We start from the raw sequence: 18938 nt of genomic DNA, 5'->3' as shown, positions 1-18938 counted from the left end.
TAGCTTTTAGCTGATAAGGAATCTTTTATGACCCAGAAATTCGACGTGGTAGTGATTGGTGCAGGTCCTGGCGGCTACGTGGCCGCGATCAAGGCTGCACAGCTTGGTCTGAAGACTGCCTGTATCGAGAAGTACACCGACGCCGAGGGCAAATTGGCCCTGGGCGGTACCTGCTTGAACGTGGGTTGCATTCCTTCCAAGGCCCTGCTGGACAGCTCCTGGAAGTACAAGGAAGCTAAAGAGAGCTTCAACGTCCACGGTATCTCCACTGGCGAAGTCAAGATGGACGTCGCCGCGATGGTTGGCCGCAAGGCCGGTATCGTCAAGAACCTGACCGGCGGCGTCGCCACCCTGTTCAAGGCCAACGGCGTCACTTCTATCCAGGGCCACGGCAAGCTGCTGGCTGGCAAGAAGGTCGAAGTCACCAAGGCTGACGGCACCACCGAAGTCATCGAAGCCGAGAACGTGATCCTCGCCTCCGGCTCGCGTCCGATCGACATCCCGCCGGCTCCGGTCGACCAGAATGTCATCGTCGACTCCACTGGCGCCCTGGAATTCCAGACCGTACCGAAGCGCCTGGGCGTCATCGGTGCTGGCGTGATCGGCCTGGAGCTCGGTTCGGTATGGGGCCGTCTGGGTGCCGAAGTCACCGTTCTGGAAGCCCTGGACACTTTCCTGATGGCCGCCGACACCGCGGTTTCCAAGGAAGCCCTCAAGACCCTGACCAAACAGGGACTGGACATCAAGCTGGGCGCTCGCGTCACCGGCTCGAAGGTCAATGGCGAAGAGGTCGAAGTGACCTACACCGACGCCAACGGCGAGCAGAAGATCACCTTCGACAAGCTGATCGTCGCGGTCGGCCGTCGTCCAGTCACCACCGACCTGCTGGCTGCCGACAGCGGCGTGACCATCGACGAGCGTGGCTACATCTATGTCGATGACTACTGCGCCACCAGCGTACCGGGCGTCTACGCCATCGGTGACGTGGTTCGCGGCCTGATGCTGGCGCACAAGGCCTCGGAAGAGGGCATCATGGTCGTCGAGCGCATCAAGGGTCACAAGGCCCAGATGAACTACGACCTGATCCCGTCGGTCATCTACACCCACCCGGAAATCGCGTGGGTCGGCAAGACCGAACAGGCCTTGAAGGCCGAAGGCGTTGAGGTTAACGTGGGCACCTTCCCGTTCGCGGCCAGCGGCCGTGCGATGGCGGCCAACGACACCGGTGGTTTCGTCAAGGTCATCGCCGATGCCAAGACCGACCGCGTCCTGGGTGTACACGTGATTGGCCCATCGGCTGCCGAACTGGTGCAGCAGGGTGCGATCGCGATGGAATTCGGCAGCAGCGCCGAAGACTTGGGCATGATGGTCTTCAGCCATCCGACCCTGTCCGAAGCGCTGCACGAAGCCGCGCTGGCAGTGAATGGCGGCGCCATTCACGTGGCCAACCGTAAGAAGCGTTAAACAATAAGAAACCACGGCGGGTGGCCCGTCGTGAGTCTTGCGTGCATGACTCACCGCGGAAAATCCGCCGGACCGGGCTTGCGGGTCAACCCGCAGGTTAACGGTCACAGGTGGCGCGGCGCCGGCAACGGCGCAGCGCCGAAGCGCAGTACCTAACGAAGACGGTAAAAAGCATGAATCTTCACGAGTATCAGGGTAAGCAGCTGTTCGCTGAATACGGCCTGCCAGTTTCCAAGGGTTTCGCGGTCGATACCCCGGAACAAGCAGCAGAAGCCTGCGACAAGATCGGTGGCTCCGAGTGGGTTGTCAAAGCCCAGGTTCACGCCGGTGGTCGCGGTAAAGCGGGCGGCGTCAAGCTGGTTCGCAGCAAAGAAGACGCCAAGGCGTTCGCTGCGCAGTGGTTGGGCAAGAATCTGGTCACCTACCAGACCGACGCCAACGGTCAACCAGTCTCCAAGATCCTGGTCGAGTCCTGCACTGACATCGCCAAGGAACTGTACCTGGGCGCTGTAGTGGATCGTTCGAGCCGCCGCATCGTGTTCATGGCTTCCACCGAAGGTGGCGTGGACATCGAGAAAGTCGCTCACGAGACTCCTGAGAAGATCCTCAAGGCTACTATCGATCCGCTGGTCGGCGCTCAGCCGTTCCAGGGTCGTGAACTGGCTTTCCAGCTGGGTCTGGAAGGCAAGCAAGTCACCCAGTTCGCCAAGATCTTCGTTGGCCTGGCCAAGCTGTTCAAGGACCACGACCTGGCCCTGCTGGAAGTGAACCCGCTGGTCATCAAGGCCGACGGCGACCTGCACTGCCTCGATGCCAAGATCAACATCGATGCCAACGCCATGTACCGTCAGCCCAAGCTGAAAACCTTCCACGACCCGTCGCAAGACGACGCGCGTGAAGCCCACGCTGCCAAGTTCGAGCTGAACTACGTCGCGCTGGAAGGCAACATTGGCTGCATGGTCAACGGTGCGGGCCTGGCCATGGGTACCATGGACATCGTCAACCTGCACGGCGGCAAGCCGGCCAACTTCCTGGACGTTGGCGGTGGTGCAACCAAAGAGCGTGTTACCGAAGCGTTCAAGATCATCCTGTCCGACAGCAATGTTGCGGCGGTCCTGGTCAACATTTTCGGCGGCATCGTTCGTTGCGACATGATTGCCGAAGGCATCATCGGTGCAGTGAAGGAAGTTGGCGTCAAGGTACCGGTTGTCGTCCGTCTGGAAGGCAACAACGCCGAACTGGGCGCTAAAGTACTGGCAGAAAGCGGTTTGAACATCATTGCGGCAACCAGCCTGACCGACGCTGCTCAACAAGTTGTCAAAGCTGCGGAGGGCAAGTAATGAGCGTCCTGATCAATAAAGACACCAAAGTCATCTGCCAGGGCTTCACCGGCTCGCAAGGTACTTTCCACTCCGAACAAGCCATCGCCTACGGCACCAAGATGGTTGGCGGCGTGACTCCGGGCAAGGGCGGCACCACTCACCTGGGCCTGCCAGTGTTCAACACCGTGAAAGAAGCGGTAGAAGCCACCGGCGCTGACGCCTCGGTGATCTACGTACCGGCTCCTTTCTGCAAGGACTCGATCCTGGAAGCGGCATTCGGCGGCATCAAGCTGATCGTCTGCATCACCGAAGGCATTCCTACCCTGGACATGCTGGACGCCAAGGTCAAGTGCGACGAGCTGGGTGTTACCCTGATCGGCCCTAACTGCCCAGGTGTCATCACTCCGGGCGAGTGCAAGATCGGCATCATGCCAGGTCACATCCACCTGCCAGGCAAGGTCGGTATCGTTTCCCGTTCCGGCACCCTGACCTACGAAGCGGTCAAGCAGACCACTGACGCTGGTTTCGGTCAGTCCACCTGCGTCGGTATCGGCGGCGACCCGATCCCAGGCTCGAACTTCATCGACATCCTGAAGCTGTTCCAGGAAGACCCGAAGACCGAAGCGATCGTCATGATCGGTGAGATCGGCGGTTCGGCTGAAGAAGAGGCTGCTGCCTACATCAAGGCCAACGTCACCAAGCCTGTGGTTTCCTACATCGCTGGTGTGACTGCCCCTGCGGGCAAGCGCATGGGCCATGCGGGCGCCATCATCTCCGGCGGTAAAGGCACTGCAGACGAGAAGTTCGCTGCCCTGCAGGACGCCGGCGTGAAGACCGTTCGCTCCCTGGCTGACATCGGCAAGGCCCTGGCCGAGCTGACTGGCTGGGAAGTCAAGAAGTAATACGCTGTACCCCCCCACGCAACACAAAGGCCACCTTCGGGTGGCCTTTGTGTTTTTGGCGGCGGAGTAATGGTGTACTGCGGCGCGAAGATCTCATTGACGAACGGGCTGTCATCGGCCGGTTTGAGTGCCGAGGAGCGCAGAATCATCTCGACCTTGACCGATGGGTAGCTATCGTTGAGGTCGATGAATGCCTCGGCGGCGCTCTGGCCGGAGCCAATAATGGCGATGCGCATGGGCTTGCCTTGGGCGCAAGGCAGTTTCTCCAGCGCACTCAGGTAGCTGGAGTGGTGGAATACGCGCGGATCGTCCTTGAACGGGCGGAAGATTTCCGGAGCCTTGGGCGTATCGCCACGCTGCGGGTACGACGGCTGTATTCCTTGCCCTGCTGGTCGCGCGAGACCAGGTGCAGGCTGGCGATGTGGCCGTCCTCGAACTCTGGCTCGATGCGCAGCACCTGCTCGCCGTAGCGGGCCTGCTGGGTGAAGTGCTCGGCGATCCAGCGCAGGTAGTCGTTGAACTCCAGGCGGCATGGGTAGAAGGTGCCGAGATTGATGAAGTCGATCAGGCGGTTGTTGCTGTGTAGGTAGTTGACGAAGCTGTAGGGGCTGGTGGGGTTGCGCAGCGAGACCAGGTCCTTGAGAAAGGATATCTGCAGTTCGCTGTGGCTGGCCAGGGTATCGCCATGCCAGCGGTAGTGGGTCTGCTTGTCCAGGTAGAGGGCATCGAGCTTGTGGCCGGTGCTCTGTTCCAACTCTTGCAGCGCGATGGCCAGCGCCAGGTTGGAGGGGCCGAAACCGACCGTGATCAAGTCGTGGATCCTGTTCGAAGCGTTCGTCTAACTCATGGGGCAGTCCATTCGTTGGGAGTGGATTCCCAGTAAACGACTGGCTACCTGGCTAATTTGCAGCCTGGTCGGCAAAGGCCGACCAGGCGGTTCCTCAAAGTTCGCGGGTCACACGGAAACCGAGCCAGTCGCCGCGATGGGTGCGTACGGATGTGTTGCGGTTACCGGAGCGTGAGAAGATCGGCGCCTCGCCCCAGTCGTTGCCGCGGATCTGCACGGTCTTGCAGTTACCCTCCATCCAGGCGCTGCCGTCGCTCGGCGCACCCTCATAGCTGTCGTGCCAGCAGTCGGCGACCCACTCGTAGACATTGCCGTGCATGTCGTACATACCAAAAGCGTTGGGTGGGAAGCTGCCGACTGGCGAGCTGTAGCTGAAACCATCCTTGGGGCCGTATACATTGGCGTGTTGGCTGATCTGGTATTCGCCTTCGGAGTCGAAGGGGAAGGGGTCACTGCTGTCGGCTCGCGTGGCATACTCGCGTTCGGCCTCGCTGACCATGCGGTAGTGCTTGCCTGTCTTTTTCGACAGCCACGCTACGTAATGCTCGACGTCCTCGTAGCTCATGCATACAGCCGGCAGGCTCGGCCCCTTCGTGTAGCTGGGCTTGCTGTTGGTACAGCGCCGGCCGGGGCGGTCATCGCCGTCGGTGATCACTGTGCCGCTTTCCTTGAGGTAGGTGTCCCATTACCAGCAGTGACCTGGAAACGGCTGATGGCGTAAGGCTTGGCGAAGGTCACCGGGTGCTGTGGTCCTTCGTCATCCTGGCGGCCCATCTCGTAGTCGCGGCCATACAGCCGGCCAGCAAGGCGGCCAGGGTCAGGTGGTGCAGAGTGGTGGTCATCGGCAATGCCTTGTTCAGAGTTTCTGGGTGATCAGGGTCATGACCCGATCGATCTGCTGTTCGTCGTTGAGTAGGCTCGGAGCCAGGCGGATCACTGGGCCGGCATCGCGGTAGACGGCGTCGCTCATCACTTTGTTCGCCACCAGGTGAGCCGCCACAGTGTCCGAATCACGGCCCTTGACCCGGAAAAAGGTGAAGCCGGCAGAGAGCTCGGGGCTACGCGGGGTCACCAGCTCGATCTGGCGGTGCTCGGCCAGTTGTGTTTTGAGCAAGCTATTGAGCTGGTGGATGCGCGCCTGGACGTCGGCCTTGCCCAGTTGCAGGTGAAGCTTGAAGGCCTCGCCCAGCGACCAGCGGTGTTCGAAGGCGTGGTAGCCGCCGGGCGTCATGATGGTGGCGAAGTCCTCGTCGCGAGAGAAGGTGGCGACGCTGGGGGTGAGGTTGTCCATCGTGGTCGAGGCGGCGCAGATGATCCCGGTGCCGCGTGGGCCGAACATCCATTTGTGGGTGCCGGCGATGAAGTAGTCGCAGTTGAAGTCGGCGAAACGTTGGTTCTCCACACCGAAGCCGTGCACGCCATCGACCACGTAGAGGATGCGCTCGGCCTCGCTGCGCTCGCGGTTGTGCTGGCGTACCAGCTCACCGATCTCGCCGACCGGCAGTTTGACGCCGCTGCCGGAATGGACCCAGGTCATGCCCAATACGCGGGTCTCGGGGCGGATGTTCTGTTCGATCGTACTCAGTACCTGGTCGGTGGAGGCCTCCCAGGGCTTGTCGAATAGACGGATCTTGCGCACCCGGGTGCCTTGGCGCTGGGTGCGAAAGGCCAGGGCCTTATGGGTGGAGTAGTGCTCATGCTCGGTGGTGAGGATCTCCTGGTGTGCGCTAACCTGCAGGCCTCCATAGATCATCGCCAGGCCTTCGGTGGTGCTGCCGGTCAGGGCTATTTGTCGCGGACCGACCTCCAGGTAGCGTCCGGCCCAGTCGCGCACCTCGTCCTCGCGCTGCCATTCGTACTGGCTTTCCCAATCCATCAAGGCGGCGGGGTTGCGGTCCAGGTCGGCGCGGTGGCGGTCGATCGCCTCTTGCACGGGGCGGGGGTGGGCGGTAACCAGGAAGTTGGCGAAATGCGCCACCTCCGGGTCGAGCGGGAACAGCCTGCGCAGGTTACGCCACTTGTCGGCGCCGGCCAGTACTGGTGTTGCTGGCGTGGCAGCCAGGGCGCCAGGCAGCAGCGGCAGGGTGGCGGCGACCAGGCCGGCCTGCTTGAGAAAGGTACGACGGTTGCTCATGCGTGACGGGCCTTGTTCAGCGGGTGGTGGCGATGGGGTGACCGGCTTTCTGTACCTGCTCCCAGACCCGCAGGAAGTTGCCGGCCCAGAGTTTGGCGATGTCGGTCTCGCTGTAGCCGCGAGTGAGCAGTTCGGCGGTGACGTTGCGGATCTCGCTGACGTCCTTCCAGCCCTCCAGGCCGCCACCCTCGTTGAAGTCGGAGCTGATGCCGACGTGGTCGATGCCTACTTTTTTCACCGTGTAGTCGATGGCGTCCACGTAGGTCTTGAGGGTGGCCTTGGGTTCTTCGTCGAGGATGCCGTACAAGCCGCTGGCATATTCACCGAATCGCTGTTCGGGCCAGATGGTGATCGCCGGGTCGCCTGGCATCAGGGCGTAGTTGAGATCCTTCAGTGGGCCCAGGTCGAAGCGTGCGCGCAGGCTGTCGAGCTTGTCCACGGTCGGCTGGCTCAGGGGTTTGAGGTAACCGCTGAAGCCCACGACTTGGATCAGGCCGCCGCTGTCCTTGATCAACAGCATCTCCTTGTCGCTGAGGTTGCGGCGGATGTCCAGCAGCCCGCGTGGCGCCGAGTGCGAGGCGACGATGGGGGCGCGGCTCAGGCGTGCCACATCTTCCAGGGCGAGGGTCGACATCTGTGAAACGTCGATCATCACGCCCAGGTCGTTCAGACGAGCCACGGCTTTTTCTCCAGTCGGCGACAGACCGCCCAGGGCATCGGCGGTGTCGTTGAAGAACGGCATCGGCCGGGAGGAGTCGGCCCAGGCGTTGTTGCCGATGTAGCTGAAACCGAACATACGCATGCCGCGCTTGGCCCACAGGTCCAGCAGCGACAGATCGTCACCCAGCGGGTAGGCGTTGAGCATGCTGATGAATACGGCGAACTTGCCTTCTCCGTTGAGCCGGCGGAAGTCCTCTGGGGTGTAGGCGATGCCGACCTGATTGGGGAAGTCGCGCACCATGTTGCTGATTATCTGGTAGCGCACTTCCTGCTGGTGGCGGGCCTCATCGACAAAGCCAGGCGTCGGTTTGTGCGGGGCATTGGGGCCGTTCCACATCTCGGGCCAGCCAAGGATGGTCAGTGCGGCACCTGACAGTCGACCCTTGCCGGCCTTGACCAGGTCGAACTGGTGCGGACCATCCTTGTCTGCTTCCTGGCCATGGGTGCCGAAGTTCAACGGCACGGTGATGTGCCCGTCGAAGGAAAGCATGTGCTCGTGCATATCCCTGGCTTGCTCGACGATCTTGCTCGGATAGCCGGCGTTTTGCTGTTGCCAGTAAAAGTAGCCGGCGACGCTCCCCAGGGCGACCACCAGGGCCAGGGGCAGGCCGATGTACAGGGCTTTTCGGGAACGGATCTTGGTCATTGCCATCTCGTTGCGGGCTGATCGGATCGGCTCACCGGCTGGGCTCACGCCCAGGGGCAAGGCTCGGGTATCAGGTGGACGAACGGCGGAGCGGCAAATTTATTGCGGATGTGTTGCGGGAAAGATTCAACGTTCAGTCAGGCGACCGCTCTGGCGTCCGGCTAGATCGAGGGATTGGGTGGCGATGCGAGGTGTTTTCGATAGGTTCTATAGGAATTTTCAGACAGAATTTTCTGCTCCGCCTGCGATAATCCCCACCGTTCTTAGTCATTCAGACGACAAGAACATACGCACATCGGACAAGCATCGCTGTGCCAGTGCGTTTGCCGAACAAATTAGTTACCCTACGCATTCATCTTGTGCCCGTACCCCAAAAGGGAACGACACGCTAAACGGGTCTGGCTCATCAAGCCGGGCAGCATTTCCCTCATCCATGGGGAAATCCCCTCTCGAATCCCGATTTCAGCAGTGTGGTACTTCCTCAAATGAAAGTGTTAAAAGGCCAGGACATCCTGGCGCTTGGTTTTATGACGTTCGCGTTGTTCGTCGGTGCGGGGAATATCATCTTTCCGCCCATCGTCGGTCTGCAATCCGGTCCGCATGTATGGATGGCCGCACTGGGCTTCCTGGTGACCGCGGTTGGTTTGCCGGTCATCACCGTTGTCGCCCTGGCCAAGGTCGGTGGCGGCATGGACGCCTTGAGCAGCCCGATCGGCAAGTTCTTCGGTGGTCTGCTGGCGGCGGTCTGCTACCTGTCGGTAGGGCCGCTGTTCGCTACCCCACGTACCGCCACCGTTTCCTTCGAGGTCGGTGTGGCGCCGCTGACGGGTGAAAGCCCGCTGGCGCTGTTCATCTACAGTCTGGTGTACTTCCTGGTGGTACTGGCCGTGTCCATGTACCCGGGCAAGTTGCTGGATACTGTGGGTCGCTTCCTGGCGCCATTGAAGATCATCGCCCTGGCTGCGCTGGGCATTGCTGCTTTCATGCTGCCGGCCGGAACCGTCGGCGAGGCGCAACCTGCTTATGTGGCCGCACCGTTCTCCCAGGGCTTCATCAATGGTTACCTGACCATGGACACCCTCGGTGCGCTGGTCTTCGGCATCGTTATCGTCAATGCCATCCGTTCCCGTGGCGTCGAGTCGCCTAAGCTGATCACCCGTTACGCTATCATCGCCGGCCTGATCGCCGGTGTCGGCCTGGCCCTGGTGTACATCAGCCTGTTCCGCCTGGGTTCCGGCAGCCATGATATCGCCGCAGACGCGACCAACGGCGCAGCCGTCCTCCACGCCTATGTGCAGCACACCTTTGGTTCCCTGGGCAGTGGCTTCCTGGCCGTACTGATCGCGCTGGCATGTCTGGTCACCGCTGTTGGCCTGACCTGCGCCTGCGCCGAGTACTTCAGTCAGGTCCTGCCGCTGTCCTACCGCACGCTGGTGGTGATTCTCGCTGCGTTCTCGCTGCTGATCTCCAACCTGGGCCTGACCAAGCTGATCCTGTTCTCCATCCCGGTGCTGACTGCCATCTATCCACCGTGCATCGTGGTGGTGGGCCTGAGCTTCTGCAAGGACCTGTGGAATTCGCCGGTGCGCATCCTGGCGCCAGTGATGCTGGTGTCCTTGCTGTTCGGCATGGTCGATGCGATCAAGGGCAGCAGCTTGGGCCACATGCTGCCGGATGCCATGGCGCACCTGCCATTGAGTGAGCAGGGCCTGGCCTGGCTGGTGCCTTCGGTGCTGACCCTGGCCGCTGCCGTGGCCTGCGACCGCATGCTCGGCAAGCCGCGCGAGGCGCTGGCCTGATGCGTTGAAGCGACAGTGCTGGCGCCGGCCACAAGCCGAAGGGCGCCGGCCATTGGCTGATACCTCAACCCCGCATCCCACCGGATGTGGGGTTTTTTGTTACAAGGGCGTGTCTTTTCCTGCGGCCGCGCGTCGAAAGCCGGTCTATACCATTCTGTGCACGAAACGTACGGGAAACTGCATGAGCTTCATTCAAGCTAATTTGAGTAATCTGCTGGCGGCCTGCTGGTTCGCCATCTGCTGGGGTGGCTATACCCGCTATGCCACCTGGAAAGGGCGTGACACGGCGTGCCTGGCCAGCGTTCTGCATCTGTACCGGGAAGATTGGATGCGCCGCATGCTGCTGCGCGATAACCGCATCGCCGATGCCAGCGTGATCGGCAACCTTGAGCGCAACGCCTCGTTCTTCGCTTCCAGCACACTGATCATTCTGGCGGGCATCCTGACCGTGCTGGGGGCTTCGGACCGTGCGCTGTCGCTGCTGGCTGACTTGCCCCTGGTGCAGCAGGCATCCCAGGGTATGTCGGAAATCAAGCTGCTGTGCCTGGCGATGGTCTTCGTGTACGCCTTCTTCACCTTCAGCTGGTGCATGCGCCAATACAACTTCGCTGCCGTTCTGGTTGGCTCTGCGCCCATGGTCGGCGAACGCCAGGTCAACGAGCTGGAGCGCAAGGCCTTTGCCTCGCGGGCTGCGCGGGTGCTGTCCCTGGCAGCCAACCAGTTCAACTTGGGCTTGCGTTCCTATTATTTCGGCATGGCCATGCTGAGTTGGTTCATCAGCCCTTGGTTATTCATGTTGATGAGTATCGGGGTCGTGCTGATTCTGTACCGTCGCGAGTTCCATTCGGATGTGTTGGAAGTCATGACGTTTACTCCGACGGCAAGTACGCCGGCGGAAGCGAGTAGGGAAGTGGCAAATACAACAGACTGAAACGTTTGAGTGTGCTTATCGAGCGCCAAAAAAACCCGACATTGTCGGGTTTTTTTGGGATTGCCAATTACTGCTTGGCAGGATCGGCTGGAGCAGTCGGATCGGCCGGGCTGGTCGGAGTATTTTCTGGCGCTGGGGCCGGTGCGGCTTCTTCGGCAGCCTTTTCTTGCGCTTCAGCCTGATCTTTGGCGGCTTCGGCGTTTTCCTCGGCGGCTTCGTTCATCTTATCCTGAGCCTCGCCCATCTTCTCCTGAGCTTGCTCGGCGTGTTGCTGTGCGTCCTGGGCTTTGTCTTCGCTGGCTTTATCGCAAGCAGCCAGGCCCAGGGCAGCGGCCAGCATCAAGGCAAAAGCAAAAGGTTTACGCATGGGTGTCTCTCCTTGTGGAATAACTTACTTGGTCCTTCGAGTTCAAGTAATGGAAATAAGTTCCGCAAAGATTACAGATATATAACAGGCGGATCTATATAGACTTTTCACCGGACCCGCGCAATTGCCGGGACGGTCACAAAAAAGCAGGCAGTCAGATGAGTGATACATCGTTGATGGCAATGGCCCAGCGCTTTCTTTCGGCATTGCGGCATTGCCAGTTACTGCAAATGCGTGTGCATCATGCGGATGCCGATGGCATGACGCTGGTACTGCCCTGGTCTCCCCGTATTGTAGGCAACCCGCAAACTGGTGCCGTCCATGGCGGCGCCTTGACCACGCTGATGGATACCACCTGCGGCATGGCCACGCTCTGCGTCCTGCCACAGTTCGAGGTCTGTCCTACCTTGGACCTTCGCATCGACTACATGCATGCGGCCGAGGCGGGCAAGGACATCTACGGCCACGCCCAGTGCTACCGAGTGACCCGTGATGTGATCTTCACCCGAGGCACGGCCTACCAGGATGACCCGCAGCAGCCTATTGCCCAAGTGGTGGGGACCTTCATGCGCCTGGGCAAGGACGTCAAGGGCGGCATTCGTTTCGGCAGCAGCCTGAGGGAGGGTGACGCATGATTCCTGTGCATGTTCGTCAGCAGTTGCGCGAGGCCCATGCGGTCGGCAACTACCAGCCCTTGTTGCAGTTGATTCCCTATGCCGGCCTGATTGGCATCGAATGTTCGCGTGAGGGGGATGACTTGCTGTTCCACCTGCCGGCCAGCCAGGACAACATCGGCAACCCCTTGCTGCCGGCAATCCATGGCGGTGTGATCGCAGGTTTCATGGAGCTTTCGGCAGCGCTATACCTGCTGATCTTCAGTGAGAGCACCAGCATTCCGAAGATCATCGATTTCTCCGTCGACTACCTGCGCGCCGGGCTCTACCGGGACACCTACGCCCAGTGCCAACTCTGGCGCCAGGGGCGACGGGTGACCAATGTCGCCATCACGGCCTGGCAGGGCGACCGAGACTCGCCGATTGCCACGGCGCGCGCGCATTTCAAGATCGAAGAGCCGCCAAGGCCTTGAAATAGCAAACGCCGCCCCCATCTGCTTGACATCCCGCCATAAAAGCAGGCCAAGGCACTGCCTTGCCGCCGGGCGACAACTGCCAATCAGATCGGAGTTTTGAAGACCATGAGTGTGGAGACTCAAAAAGAAACCCTGGGCTTCCAGACCGAGGTGAAGCAACTGTTGCACCTCATGATTCATTCCTTGTACTCGAACAAGGAAATCTTCCTGCGCGAACTGATTTCCAACGCCTCCGATGCCGCTGACAAGCTGCGCTTCGAGGCCCTGGCCAAGCCCGAGTTGCTCGAGGGCGATAGCGATCTGAAGATCCGCGTCAGCTTCGACAAGGATGCCGGGACCGTCACCCTCGAGGACAACGGTATCGGCATGAGCCGCGAGGATGTGATCACCCACCTGGGCACCATCGCCAAGTCCGGCACTGCTGACTTCATGAAGAACCTCACTGGCGACCAGAAGAAGGATTCGCACCTGATCGGTCAGTTCGGTGTCGGTTTCTATTCGGCCTTCATCGTCGCCGACAAGGTCGATGTATTCAGCCGCCGGGCCGGGCAGCCAGCCGCCGAGGGCGTGCACTGGTCGTCCAAGGGCGAGGGTGAGTTCGAGGTCGCGACCATCGACAAGCCCCAGCGCGGCACCCGCATCGTCCTGCACCTGAAGAAAGGCGAGGAAGAGTTCGCTGACGGCTGGCGCCTGCGCAATGTGGTCAAGAAGTATTCCGATCACATCGCCCTGCCTATTCAACTGCCTAAGCAGGCCGAGGCGGCTGAGGGCGAGGAAAAGCCGGCCGAAGAATGGGAAACCGTCAACCGCGCCAGTGCCCTGTGGACCCGTCCACGCACCGAGATCAAGGACGAGGAGTACCAGGAGTTTTACAAGCACATCGGCCACGATTTCGAGAACCCGCTGGCCTGGAGCCACAACAAGGTAGAAGGCAAGCTCGAGTACAACTCGCTGCTCTACGTTCCGGCCCGCGCCCCGTTCGACCTGTACCAGCGCGAAGCGCCACGCGGTCTGAAGCTGTATGTGCAGCGTGTGTTCATCATGGACCAGGCCGAGTCGTTCCTGCCGTTGTACCTGCGCTTCATCAAGGGTGTGGTCGACTCCAACGACCTGTCGCTGAACGTCTCGCGTGAAATCCTGCAGAAGGACCCGATCATCGATTCGATGAAGTCGGCGCTGACCAAGCGCGTGCTGGACATGCTGGAGAAGCTGGCGAAGAACGAGCCTGAGCAGTACAAGGGCTTCTGGAAGAACTTTGGCCAGGTGATGAAGGAAGGTCCTGCCGAGGATTTCGCCAACAAGGAAAAGATCGCAGGTTTGCTGCGCTTCGCTTCCACCCAGGACGACAGCGGCGAGCAGAGCGTGGCCCTGGCCGATTACCTGGCGCGTGCGAAGGACGGTCAGGACAAGATCTACTACCTCACCGGTGAGTCCTACGCTCAGGTCAAGAACAGCCCGCACCTGGAAGTCTTCCGCAAGAAGGGTATCGAGGTGCTGCTGCTGACCGACCGTATCGACGAGTGGCTGATGAGCTACCTCAACGAGTTCGATGGCAAGGCTTTCGTCGACGTCGCCCGCGGCGATCTGGACTTGGGCAAGCTGGACTCGGAGGAGGACAAGAAGGCCCAGGAAGAAGTCGCCAAGGAGAAGGAAGGCCTGGTCGAGCGTCTCAAGCTGGCCTTGGGTGAGAGCGTCAGTGAAGTGCGTGTGTCGCACCGCCTGACCGATTCGCCTGCGATCCTGGCCATCGGCGAACAGGACCTTGGCCTGCAGATGCGTCAGATCCTCGAAGCCAGCGGGCAGAAGGTGCCGGACTCCAAGCCGATCTTCGAATTCAACCCGACCCATCCGCTGATCGAGAAACTGGACAACGAGCAGAGCGAAGACCGCTTCGCCGAGTTCTCGCACATCCTCTTCGATCAGGCGGCCCTGGCGGCCGGAGATAGCCTGAAGGATCCGGCGGCCTACGTTCGTCGCCTGAACAAGCTGCTGGTCGAGCTGTCTGCTTGAGTTGATGCAAGGAAAGCCCGCTTCGGCGGGCTTTTTTCATGATGCAAGGAGGAGTGGATGAGCAAGGTTATCGTCGAATCGCTGGTCTATCACCTGGCGGGCAAGACCTATGAGAGTCGCCTGGTCTACACCCCGGGCGCCCTGGCGCAGCCGGGCCTAGTGATGGCACCGAACTGGATGGGGATTGGCGAGGGGGCCGAACGGATCGCCAAGGAAGTGGCCGAGCAGGGTTATGTCGTGCTGATCGCCGATCTCTACGGGCAATCGGTGCGTCCGTCCAACGCCGACGAGGCAGGGGCGGCGATGATGCCGTTGAAGAATGATCGCGCCGAACTGCGCAAGCGTATGGACGGGGCGCTGGCGCAGTTGCTGGCTCAATCCAGGGCGCTGCTGGAGCCTGGCAAGGTAGCGGCATTCGGTTTTTGCTTCGGCGGCTGCTGCGCCCTCGAGCTGGCCCGTAGTGGTGCGGACCTGAGGGCCACTGTGTCCTTCCATGGCACCCTGGACACGCCGAACCCGGCCGATGCCCAGCGTATCAAGGGTTCGGTGCTGGTATTGCATGGCGCATCCGATCCGCTGGTGCCTCGTGAGCAGTTGCCGGCTTTCGAGGAGGAGATGAGTGCCGCCAAGGTGGATTGGCAACTGCTCAGCTATGGTGGTGCGGTGCATTCGTTCACTGACCCGTCGGCCAATGTGCCGGGCAAGATGCAGTATGACCGCCGCACTTCGCAGCGAGCGTTCCAAGCCATGCACAACCTGCTGGAAGAGGTCTTCCAGGGCTGAGATGTGTCGATTGCTGGCAAGGACTGGGTTCTTGCCAGCAATGCCACGGTGCCGGCCCTTAGCGTGGCAACTCGATCCGCTCGCTTTCCCCTGGCACCGTTGGCCAGTCTCCTGCTGCCCAGCGTGCCCGGGCCTGTTCGATCAGTGCCGGATCGCTGGCCACGAAGTTCCAGTTCATCCGCCTCGGCCCATCCAGTGGCGCGCCGCCGATCAGCACCAACTGACACCCGCTTTCGGCGTAGAGCGTGACTTCCTCGCCTTCAGGTAGCACCAGCAAGCTGCAGGGCTCGACGTCCTCGTCATCCAGCATCAGTTCGCCATCGAGCAGATACAGCGCACGCTGGGCATGCTCGGTGGGCACGATCAAGGTTGTCGCCGGCTGCATTTGTACATGGGCATAGAGGGTCGGTGACAGCACCGGCACCGGCGACTCCAGGCAAAAGCCGCTCCCGGCAATCATGCGGATCTGCACGCCTAGGTTGTCGCTGACCGGCAGGTCTTGCGCCAGATGGTGGCTGTAGCTCGGCGGCCCTTGCTCGGCCTCCCTTGGCGAGGCCAGCCAAACCTGCAGGCCATGCAGGCGCGAACCTTGGGCGAAGGCTTGCGCTGGCGTGCGTTCGACGTGGGCGACGCCGCTGCCGGCCGTCATCCAACTGACGTCACCGGGCCCAACACGTTGGTTGGAGCCAAGGCTGTCCTTGTGCAGGATTTCACCCTCGAACAGGTAGGTCAGGGTGGACAGGCCAATGTGCGGGTGCTGGCGGATGTCCATGCCGCTGCCAGGGGCGTAGTCGGTTTCCAGCATATGGTCGAAAAACACGAATGGGCCGACACTACGGCATTGGGCCGATGGCAGCGGCCGCAGGATCGGTTGGCCTTCGACCGATTCGGCGCGAGGGCGGATGACCAGGGGGCTGCTCATGCTGATGCTCCGGCAAGGTGTGGTTGTCCAAGCATAGCGAATTGATCCCAGCGGCTACTAGCGACTGAACCGTCGAGTAGGGCGCCCGGTCTACTCTGTCTTGATCAGTAGAAGGAAGCTGCCAATGATTGCCAGAGGCCTGGCCTGGGTGTTGCTGTCGGGGTTGTTGTGCCAGGGGGCGCAGGCACGGGATTACCGCTACAGCGATGCCCATCTGCACTACGTCGATTTCTTCCAGGAAACCGCCGGCATGCCGGCCTTGCTCAAGGCCATGGACGAGGCGGGGATCGATCAGTCGATGATCTCCGGCATACCGGTGGCCAAGAAATGGCACGAGGATGAGCCCAAGCGCCCTCGCTACTACGCCGGTGATGATGCCGATGCGTATTGGTACAGCGCCACCGACGTCTTTGTGGCAGCCGCGCTGGAGCAATTGCCGGCGGAACAGCGGCGTCGGTTCCATCCCTTCTTGTCTGGCCTCAACCCAGTGGACAAGAACGCCGTGAGCCATATCGAGCGCATGCTCGAACTCTATCCTGGGTTATGGCAAGGCATCGGCGAGGTCTTCACCCGGCATGATGACCTGACCGCCTTGACCACCGGCGATACCCCGCGGGCCAACAACGAAGCCATGACCCGTATCTACCATCTCGCGGCGGAGCGTGACCTGCCGGTGCTGATCCATTCCAATATCACCTCCAAGCGTGAGCGCAATCCGTTGTACCTGACCGAGATCGAAGAGCCGCTGCGCAATCACCCGCATACCCGCTTCATTTGGGCGCATGCGGGCACCAGCTTGGAGATTCATCGCCACCAGACCCAAATGGATTTCCTGTTGCCGACGTTGACGCGCTTGCTGAAGGACTACCCTAACCTGTACATCGACCTGTCCTGGAGCGTGCTTGAGCCTTACCTGCTGGATGAGGAGGGCACGCCTCGCAAGGCCTGGGTCGAGCTGGTGACACGGTTCCCTGAGCGCTTCATGCTCGGCTCCGACGTGGTGGGGCGTTTCAATACCCTGGGTGAGCAGATGCATGGCTTCAAGCCGTTTCTGGATGCGTTGCCGGAGGATGTGGCGCAGAAGGTGGCGAAGGATAACTTCCTGGCGGTGCTGCCGAAGGGACGTTGAGCTGCCTGCGATAGAAGCTCTACAGGAACCGAAAAGAAACAAAAACGCCCCGAAATCGGGGCGTTTTCTTTAGCACATCAAGGCTTACTTGCCCTGCCAGCGCTTGAGCACGAGGGTGGCGTTAGTGCCACCGAAGCCGAAGCTGTTGCTCATCACGGTGTCGATCTTGGCGTTTTCCTGGGTTTCGCGCACGATCGGCATGTCGGCAACGGCTGGGTCCAGCTCGTCGATGTTGGCGGAGCCGGCGATGAAGCCGCCTTCCATCATCAGCATGCAGTAGATGGCCTCGTGAACGCCGGCGGCGCCCAGGGAGTGGCCGGACAGGCTCTTGGTGGAGCTGATGGCCGGTGCCTTGTCGCCGAACACTTCACGTACACCTTTGATCTCCGCGACGTCGCCGACCGGAGTCGAGGTGCCGTGGGTGTTCAGGTAGTCGATCGGAGTGTCGACGGTGGACATGGCCATCTGCATGCAGCGGATGGCGCCTTCGCCGCTCGGGGCTACCATGTCGTAGCCATCGGAGGTGGCGCCGTAGCCGACGACTTCGGCATAGATCTTGGCGCCACGGGCCAGGGCGTGTTCCAGTTCCTCGACCACCACCATGCCACCGCCGCCGGCGATGACGAAGCCGTCACGGTTGGCGTCGTAGGCGCGCGAGGCCTTTTCCGGGGTCTCGTTGTATTGGCTGGACAGGGCGCCCATGGCGTCGAACAGGAACGACTGGCTCCAGTGCTCTTCTTCACCGCCGCCGGCGAAGACGATGTCCTGCTTGCCCATCTGGATCTGCTCCATGGCGGTGCCGATGCAGTGCGCGCTGGTGGCGCAAGCGGAGGCGATGGAGTAGTTCAGGCCCTTGATCTTGAACGGGGTGGCCAGGCACGCCGAAACGGTGCTGCTCATTGTCCGGGTGACGCGGTACGGGCCAACGCGCTTGACGCCTTTCTCGCGCAGGATGTCCAGGGCTTCCATCTGGTTCAGGGTCGAAGCGCCGCCGGAGCCGGCGATCAGGCCGGTACGCGGGTTGGACACCTGCTCTTCGCTCAGGCCCGAGTCCTTGATCGCATCCTGCATCGCCAGGTAGGCGTAGGCAGCTGCGTGGCCGACGAAGCGGAAGACCTTGCGGTCGATCAGTTCTTCGAGGTTCAGGTCGATGGATCCGGAAACCTGGCTACGCAGCCCCATTTCCTTGTATTCCGGGTTGAAACGAATGCCCGGACGGCTCTTGCGCAGGTTTTCGGTGACGGTAGCTTTGTCATTGCCCAGGCACGAAACGATGCCCAGACCAGTGATAACGACGCGGCGCATGCGAATAACCCTTAGAAATTGTCAGTGGAGGTGAACACGCCGACCCGTAGGCCGTCGGCGGTGTAGATCTCGCGGCCGTCGACGCTGACCGAGCCATCGGCGATGGCCATGTTCAGCTTGCCTTTGAGGACGCGCTTGATATGGATGTTATAGGTGACCTTCTTCGCTTGCGGCAGGACCTGGCCGAAAAACTTCACTTCGCCCGAACCCAGCGCACGGCCGCGGCCCGGCAGGCCTTGCCAGCCGAGATAGAAGCCGACCAGTTGCCACATGGCGTCCAGACCCAGGCAGCCCGGCATTACCGGATCGCCTTCGAAGTGGCAAGCGAAGAACCACAGGTCAGGAGTGATATCCAGCTCGGCGACCAATTCACCTTTGCCGTACTTGCCCCCTTCGGCGCTGATATGGGTGATGCGATCGACCATCAGCATGTTCGGTGCGGGCAGTTGCGCATTACCTGGGCCGAACAGCTCACCGCGACTGCAGCTCAGCAGGTCTTCCCGAGTAAAGGCGTTTTGTTTGGTCATGCGAGCTCCTCAATAATCCCCATGCGGCGGGGGCAAATCT

16 protein-coding genes and 2 pseudogenes are annotated in these 18938 nt (G+C 61.0%); 10 read left to right on the top strand and 8 right to left on the bottom strand.

The window, feature by feature from the left end; all coding sequences use genetic code 11:
• The first annotated feature begins 27 nt into the window (after window positions 1-27).
• The 3 genes from lpdA (at window position 28) to sucD (ending at window position 3688) form a co-directional block, all read left to right on the top strand.
• Window positions 28-1464, top strand: coding sequence for a dihydrolipoyl dehydrogenase (gene lpdA, locus ACYU03_RS17300; protein WP_461885857.1), 1437 nt, complete (start codon window positions 28-30; stop codon window positions 1462-1464).
• A 173-nt stretch (window positions 1465-1637) separates the two neighbouring features.
• Window positions 1638-2804: an ADP-forming succinate--CoA ligase subunit beta gene (gene sucC, locus ACYU03_RS17295; protein WP_461885856.1), complete on the top strand. Its 1167-nt coding sequence runs from the start codon at window positions 1638-1640 to the stop codon at window positions 2802-2804.
• Window positions 2804-3688: a succinate--CoA ligase subunit alpha gene (gene sucD, locus ACYU03_RS17290; RefSeq protein ID WP_004376004.1), complete on the top strand. Its 885-nt coding sequence runs from the start codon at window positions 2804-2806 to the stop codon at window positions 3686-3688. The genes sucC and sucD overlap by 1 nt, the downstream gene beginning before the upstream one ends.
• 71 nt (window positions 3689-3759) lie before the next feature.
• Here the strand turns inward: sucD and ACYU03_RS17285 are convergent.
• The 4 genes and pseudogenes from ACYU03_RS17285 to pvdM all read right to left on the bottom strand — a co-directional run.
• Window positions 3760-4508, bottom strand: a pseudogene (locus ACYU03_RS17285) (SidA/IucD/PvdA family monooxygenase); the annotation flags it as partial.
• A 121-nt stretch (window positions 4509-4629) separates the two neighbouring features.
• A pseudogene (locus tag ACYU03_RS17280) lies at window positions 4630-5318 on the bottom strand (formylglycine-generating enzyme family protein); the annotation flags it as partial.
• 73 nt (window positions 5319-5391) lie between these two features.
• Window positions 5392-6669 carry a pyoverdine-tailoring periplasmic protein PvdN gene (gene pvdN / locus ACYU03_RS17275; RefSeq protein ID WP_461885855.1) on the bottom strand — a complete coding sequence of 426 codons (1278 nt, stop codon included), beginning with the start codon at window positions 6667-6669 and terminating at the stop codon, window positions 5392-5394.
• 16 nt (window positions 6670-6685) lie between these two features.
• Complete coding sequence (gene pvdM, locus ACYU03_RS17270; RefSeq protein WP_461885854.1) at window positions 6686-8035, bottom strand: pyoverdine-tailoring dipeptidase-like protein PvdM; 1350 nt, start codon at window positions 8033-8035, stop codon at window positions 6686-6688.
• A 485-nt stretch (window positions 8036-8520) separates the two neighbouring features.
• Here pvdM and brnQ point away from each other — a divergent pair, with 485 nt between their 5' ends.
• Both brnQ and ACYU03_RS17260 read left to right on the top strand, forming a co-directional pair.
• Window positions 8521-9834: a branched-chain amino acid transport system II carrier protein gene (gene brnQ, locus ACYU03_RS17265; RefSeq protein WP_461885853.1), complete on the top strand. Its 1314-nt coding sequence runs from the start codon at window positions 8521-8523 to the stop codon at window positions 9832-9834.
• A gap of 181 nt (window positions 9835-10015) precedes the next feature.
• On the top strand, window positions 10016-10765 hold the full coding sequence (locus ACYU03_RS17260) for a DUF599 domain-containing protein (RefSeq protein ID WP_461885852.1): 750 nt from the start codon (window positions 10016-10018) through the stop codon (window positions 10763-10765).
• Window positions 10766-10832: 67 nt separating this feature from the next.
• On the opposite strand, the gene ACYU03_RS17255 is transcribed toward ACYU03_RS17260, so the two are convergent.
• Window positions 10833-11132: a hypothetical protein gene (locus ACYU03_RS17255; protein WP_461885851.1), complete on the bottom strand. Its 300-nt coding sequence runs from the start codon at window positions 11130-11132 to the stop codon at window positions 10833-10835.
• A 158-nt stretch (window positions 11133-11290) separates the two neighbouring features.
• On the opposite strand from ACYU03_RS17255, the gene ACYU03_RS17250 reads away from it, so the two are divergent.
• From ACYU03_RS17250 to ACYU03_RS17235, 4 genes are all read left to right on the top strand, one after another.
• Complete coding sequence (locus ACYU03_RS17250) at window positions 11291-11767, top strand: PaaI family thioesterase (protein WP_461885850.1); 477 nt, start codon at window positions 11291-11293, stop codon at window positions 11765-11767.
• Complete coding sequence (locus tag ACYU03_RS17245) at window positions 11764-12219, top strand: PaaI family thioesterase (protein ID WP_461885849.1); 456 nt, start codon at window positions 11764-11766, stop codon at window positions 12217-12219. The genes ACYU03_RS17250 and ACYU03_RS17245 overlap by 4 nt, the downstream gene beginning before the upstream one ends.
• Before the next feature lie 108 nt (window positions 12220-12327).
• Window positions 12328-14232 (top strand): molecular chaperone HtpG, encoded by a 1905-nt coding sequence (gene htpG, locus ACYU03_RS17240; protein ID WP_461885848.1) that lies wholly within the window; start codon window positions 12328-12330, stop codon window positions 14230-14232.
• Between the two features lie 57 nt (window positions 14233-14289).
• Complete coding sequence (locus tag ACYU03_RS17235) at window positions 14290-15015, top strand: dienelactone hydrolase family protein (protein ID WP_461885847.1); 726 nt, start codon at window positions 14290-14292, stop codon at window positions 15013-15015.
• Between the two features lie 58 nt (window positions 15016-15073).
• Here ACYU03_RS17235 and ACYU03_RS17230 read toward each other — a convergent pair whose 3' ends face one another.
• Entirely contained in the window at window positions 15074-15937 is an 864-nt protein-coding gene (locus ACYU03_RS17230; protein ID WP_461885846.1) for a pirin family protein, read from the bottom strand.
• 124 nt (window positions 15938-16061) lie between these two features.
• Here ACYU03_RS17230 and ACYU03_RS17225 point away from each other — a divergent pair, with 124 nt between their 5' ends.
• On the top strand, window positions 16062-17066 hold the full coding sequence (locus ACYU03_RS17225) for an amidohydrolase family protein (protein WP_461885845.1): 1005 nt from the start codon (window positions 16062-16064) through the stop codon (window positions 17064-17066).
• A gap of 84 nt (window positions 17067-17150) precedes the next feature.
• On the opposite strand, the gene fabB is transcribed toward ACYU03_RS17225, so the two are convergent.
• Window positions 17151-18371 (bottom strand): beta-ketoacyl-ACP synthase I, encoded by a 1221-nt coding sequence (fabB, locus tag ACYU03_RS17220; protein WP_461885844.1) that lies wholly within the window; start codon window positions 18369-18371, stop codon window positions 17151-17153.
• An 11-nt stretch (window positions 18372-18382) separates the two neighbouring features.
• A complete protein-coding gene (gene fabA / locus ACYU03_RS17215; RefSeq protein ID WP_461885843.1) occupies window positions 18383-18898 on the bottom strand; it encodes a 3-hydroxyacyl-[acyl-carrier-protein] dehydratase FabA in 516 nt (171 codons plus the stop codon).
• Window positions 18899-18938: the final 40 nt, after the last annotated feature.

It is taken from the genome of Pseudomonas sp. X10 (genome assembly GCF_054889225.1).
The sequence above is the reverse complement of the archived record's forward strand: the minus strand, read 5'-3'. Positions and strand labels throughout refer to the sequence as shown.

Bases quoted from the DNA above. Each gene is read 5' to 3' on its own strand.
- lpdA (WP_461885857.1), top strand. From the start codon at position 28: ATGACCCAGAAATTCGACGTGGTAGTGATTGGTGCAGGTCCTGGCGGC.
- sucC (WP_461885856.1), top strand. From the start codon at position 1,638: ATGAATCTTCACGAGTATCAGGGTAAGCAGCTGTTCGCTGAATACGGC.
- sucD (WP_004376004.1), top strand. From the start codon at position 2,804: ATGAGCGTCCTGATCAATAAAGACACCAAAGTCATCTGCCAGGGCTTC.
- pvdN (WP_461885855.1), bottom strand. From the start codon at position 6,669: ATGAGCAACCGTCGTACCTTTCTCAAGCAGGCCGGCCTGGTCGCCGCC.
- pvdM (WP_461885854.1), bottom strand. From the start codon at position 8,035: ATGACCAAGATCCGTTCCCGAAAAGCCCTGTACATCGGCCTGCCCCTG.
- brnQ (WP_461885853.1), top strand. From the start codon at position 8,521: ATGAAAGTGTTAAAAGGCCAGGACATCCTGGCGCTTGGTTTTATGACG.
- ACYU03_RS17260 (WP_461885852.1), top strand. From the start codon at position 10,016: ATGAGCTTCATTCAAGCTAATTTGAGTAATCTGCTGGCGGCCTGCTGG.
- ACYU03_RS17255 (WP_461885851.1), bottom strand. From the start codon at position 11,132: ATGCGTAAACCTTTTGCTTTTGCCTTGATGCTGGCCGCTGCCCTGGGC.
- ACYU03_RS17250 (WP_461885850.1), top strand. From the start codon at position 11,291: ATGAGTGATACATCGTTGATGGCAATGGCCCAGCGCTTTCTTTCGGCA.
- ACYU03_RS17245 (WP_461885849.1), top strand. From the start codon at position 11,764: ATGATTCCTGTGCATGTTCGTCAGCAGTTGCGCGAGGCCCATGCGGTC.
- htpG (WP_461885848.1), top strand. From the start codon at position 12,328: ATGAGTGTGGAGACTCAAAAAGAAACCCTGGGCTTCCAGACCGAGGTG.
- ACYU03_RS17235 (WP_461885847.1), top strand. From the start codon at position 14,290: ATGAGCAAGGTTATCGTCGAATCGCTGGTCTATCACCTGGCGGGCAAG.
- ACYU03_RS17230 (WP_461885846.1), bottom strand. From the start codon at position 15,937: ATGAGCAGCCCCCTGGTCATCCGCCCTCGCGCCGAATCGGTCGAAGGC.
- ACYU03_RS17225 (WP_461885845.1), top strand. From the start codon at position 16,062: ATGATTGCCAGAGGCCTGGCCTGGGTGTTGCTGTCGGGGTTGTTGTGC.
- fabB (WP_461885844.1), bottom strand. From the start codon at position 18,371: ATGCGCCGCGTCGTTATCACTGGTCTGGGCATCGTTTCGTGCCTGGGC.
- fabA (WP_461885843.1), bottom strand. From the start codon at position 18,898: ATGACCAAACAAAACGCCTTTACTCGGGAAGACCTGCTGAGCTGCAGT.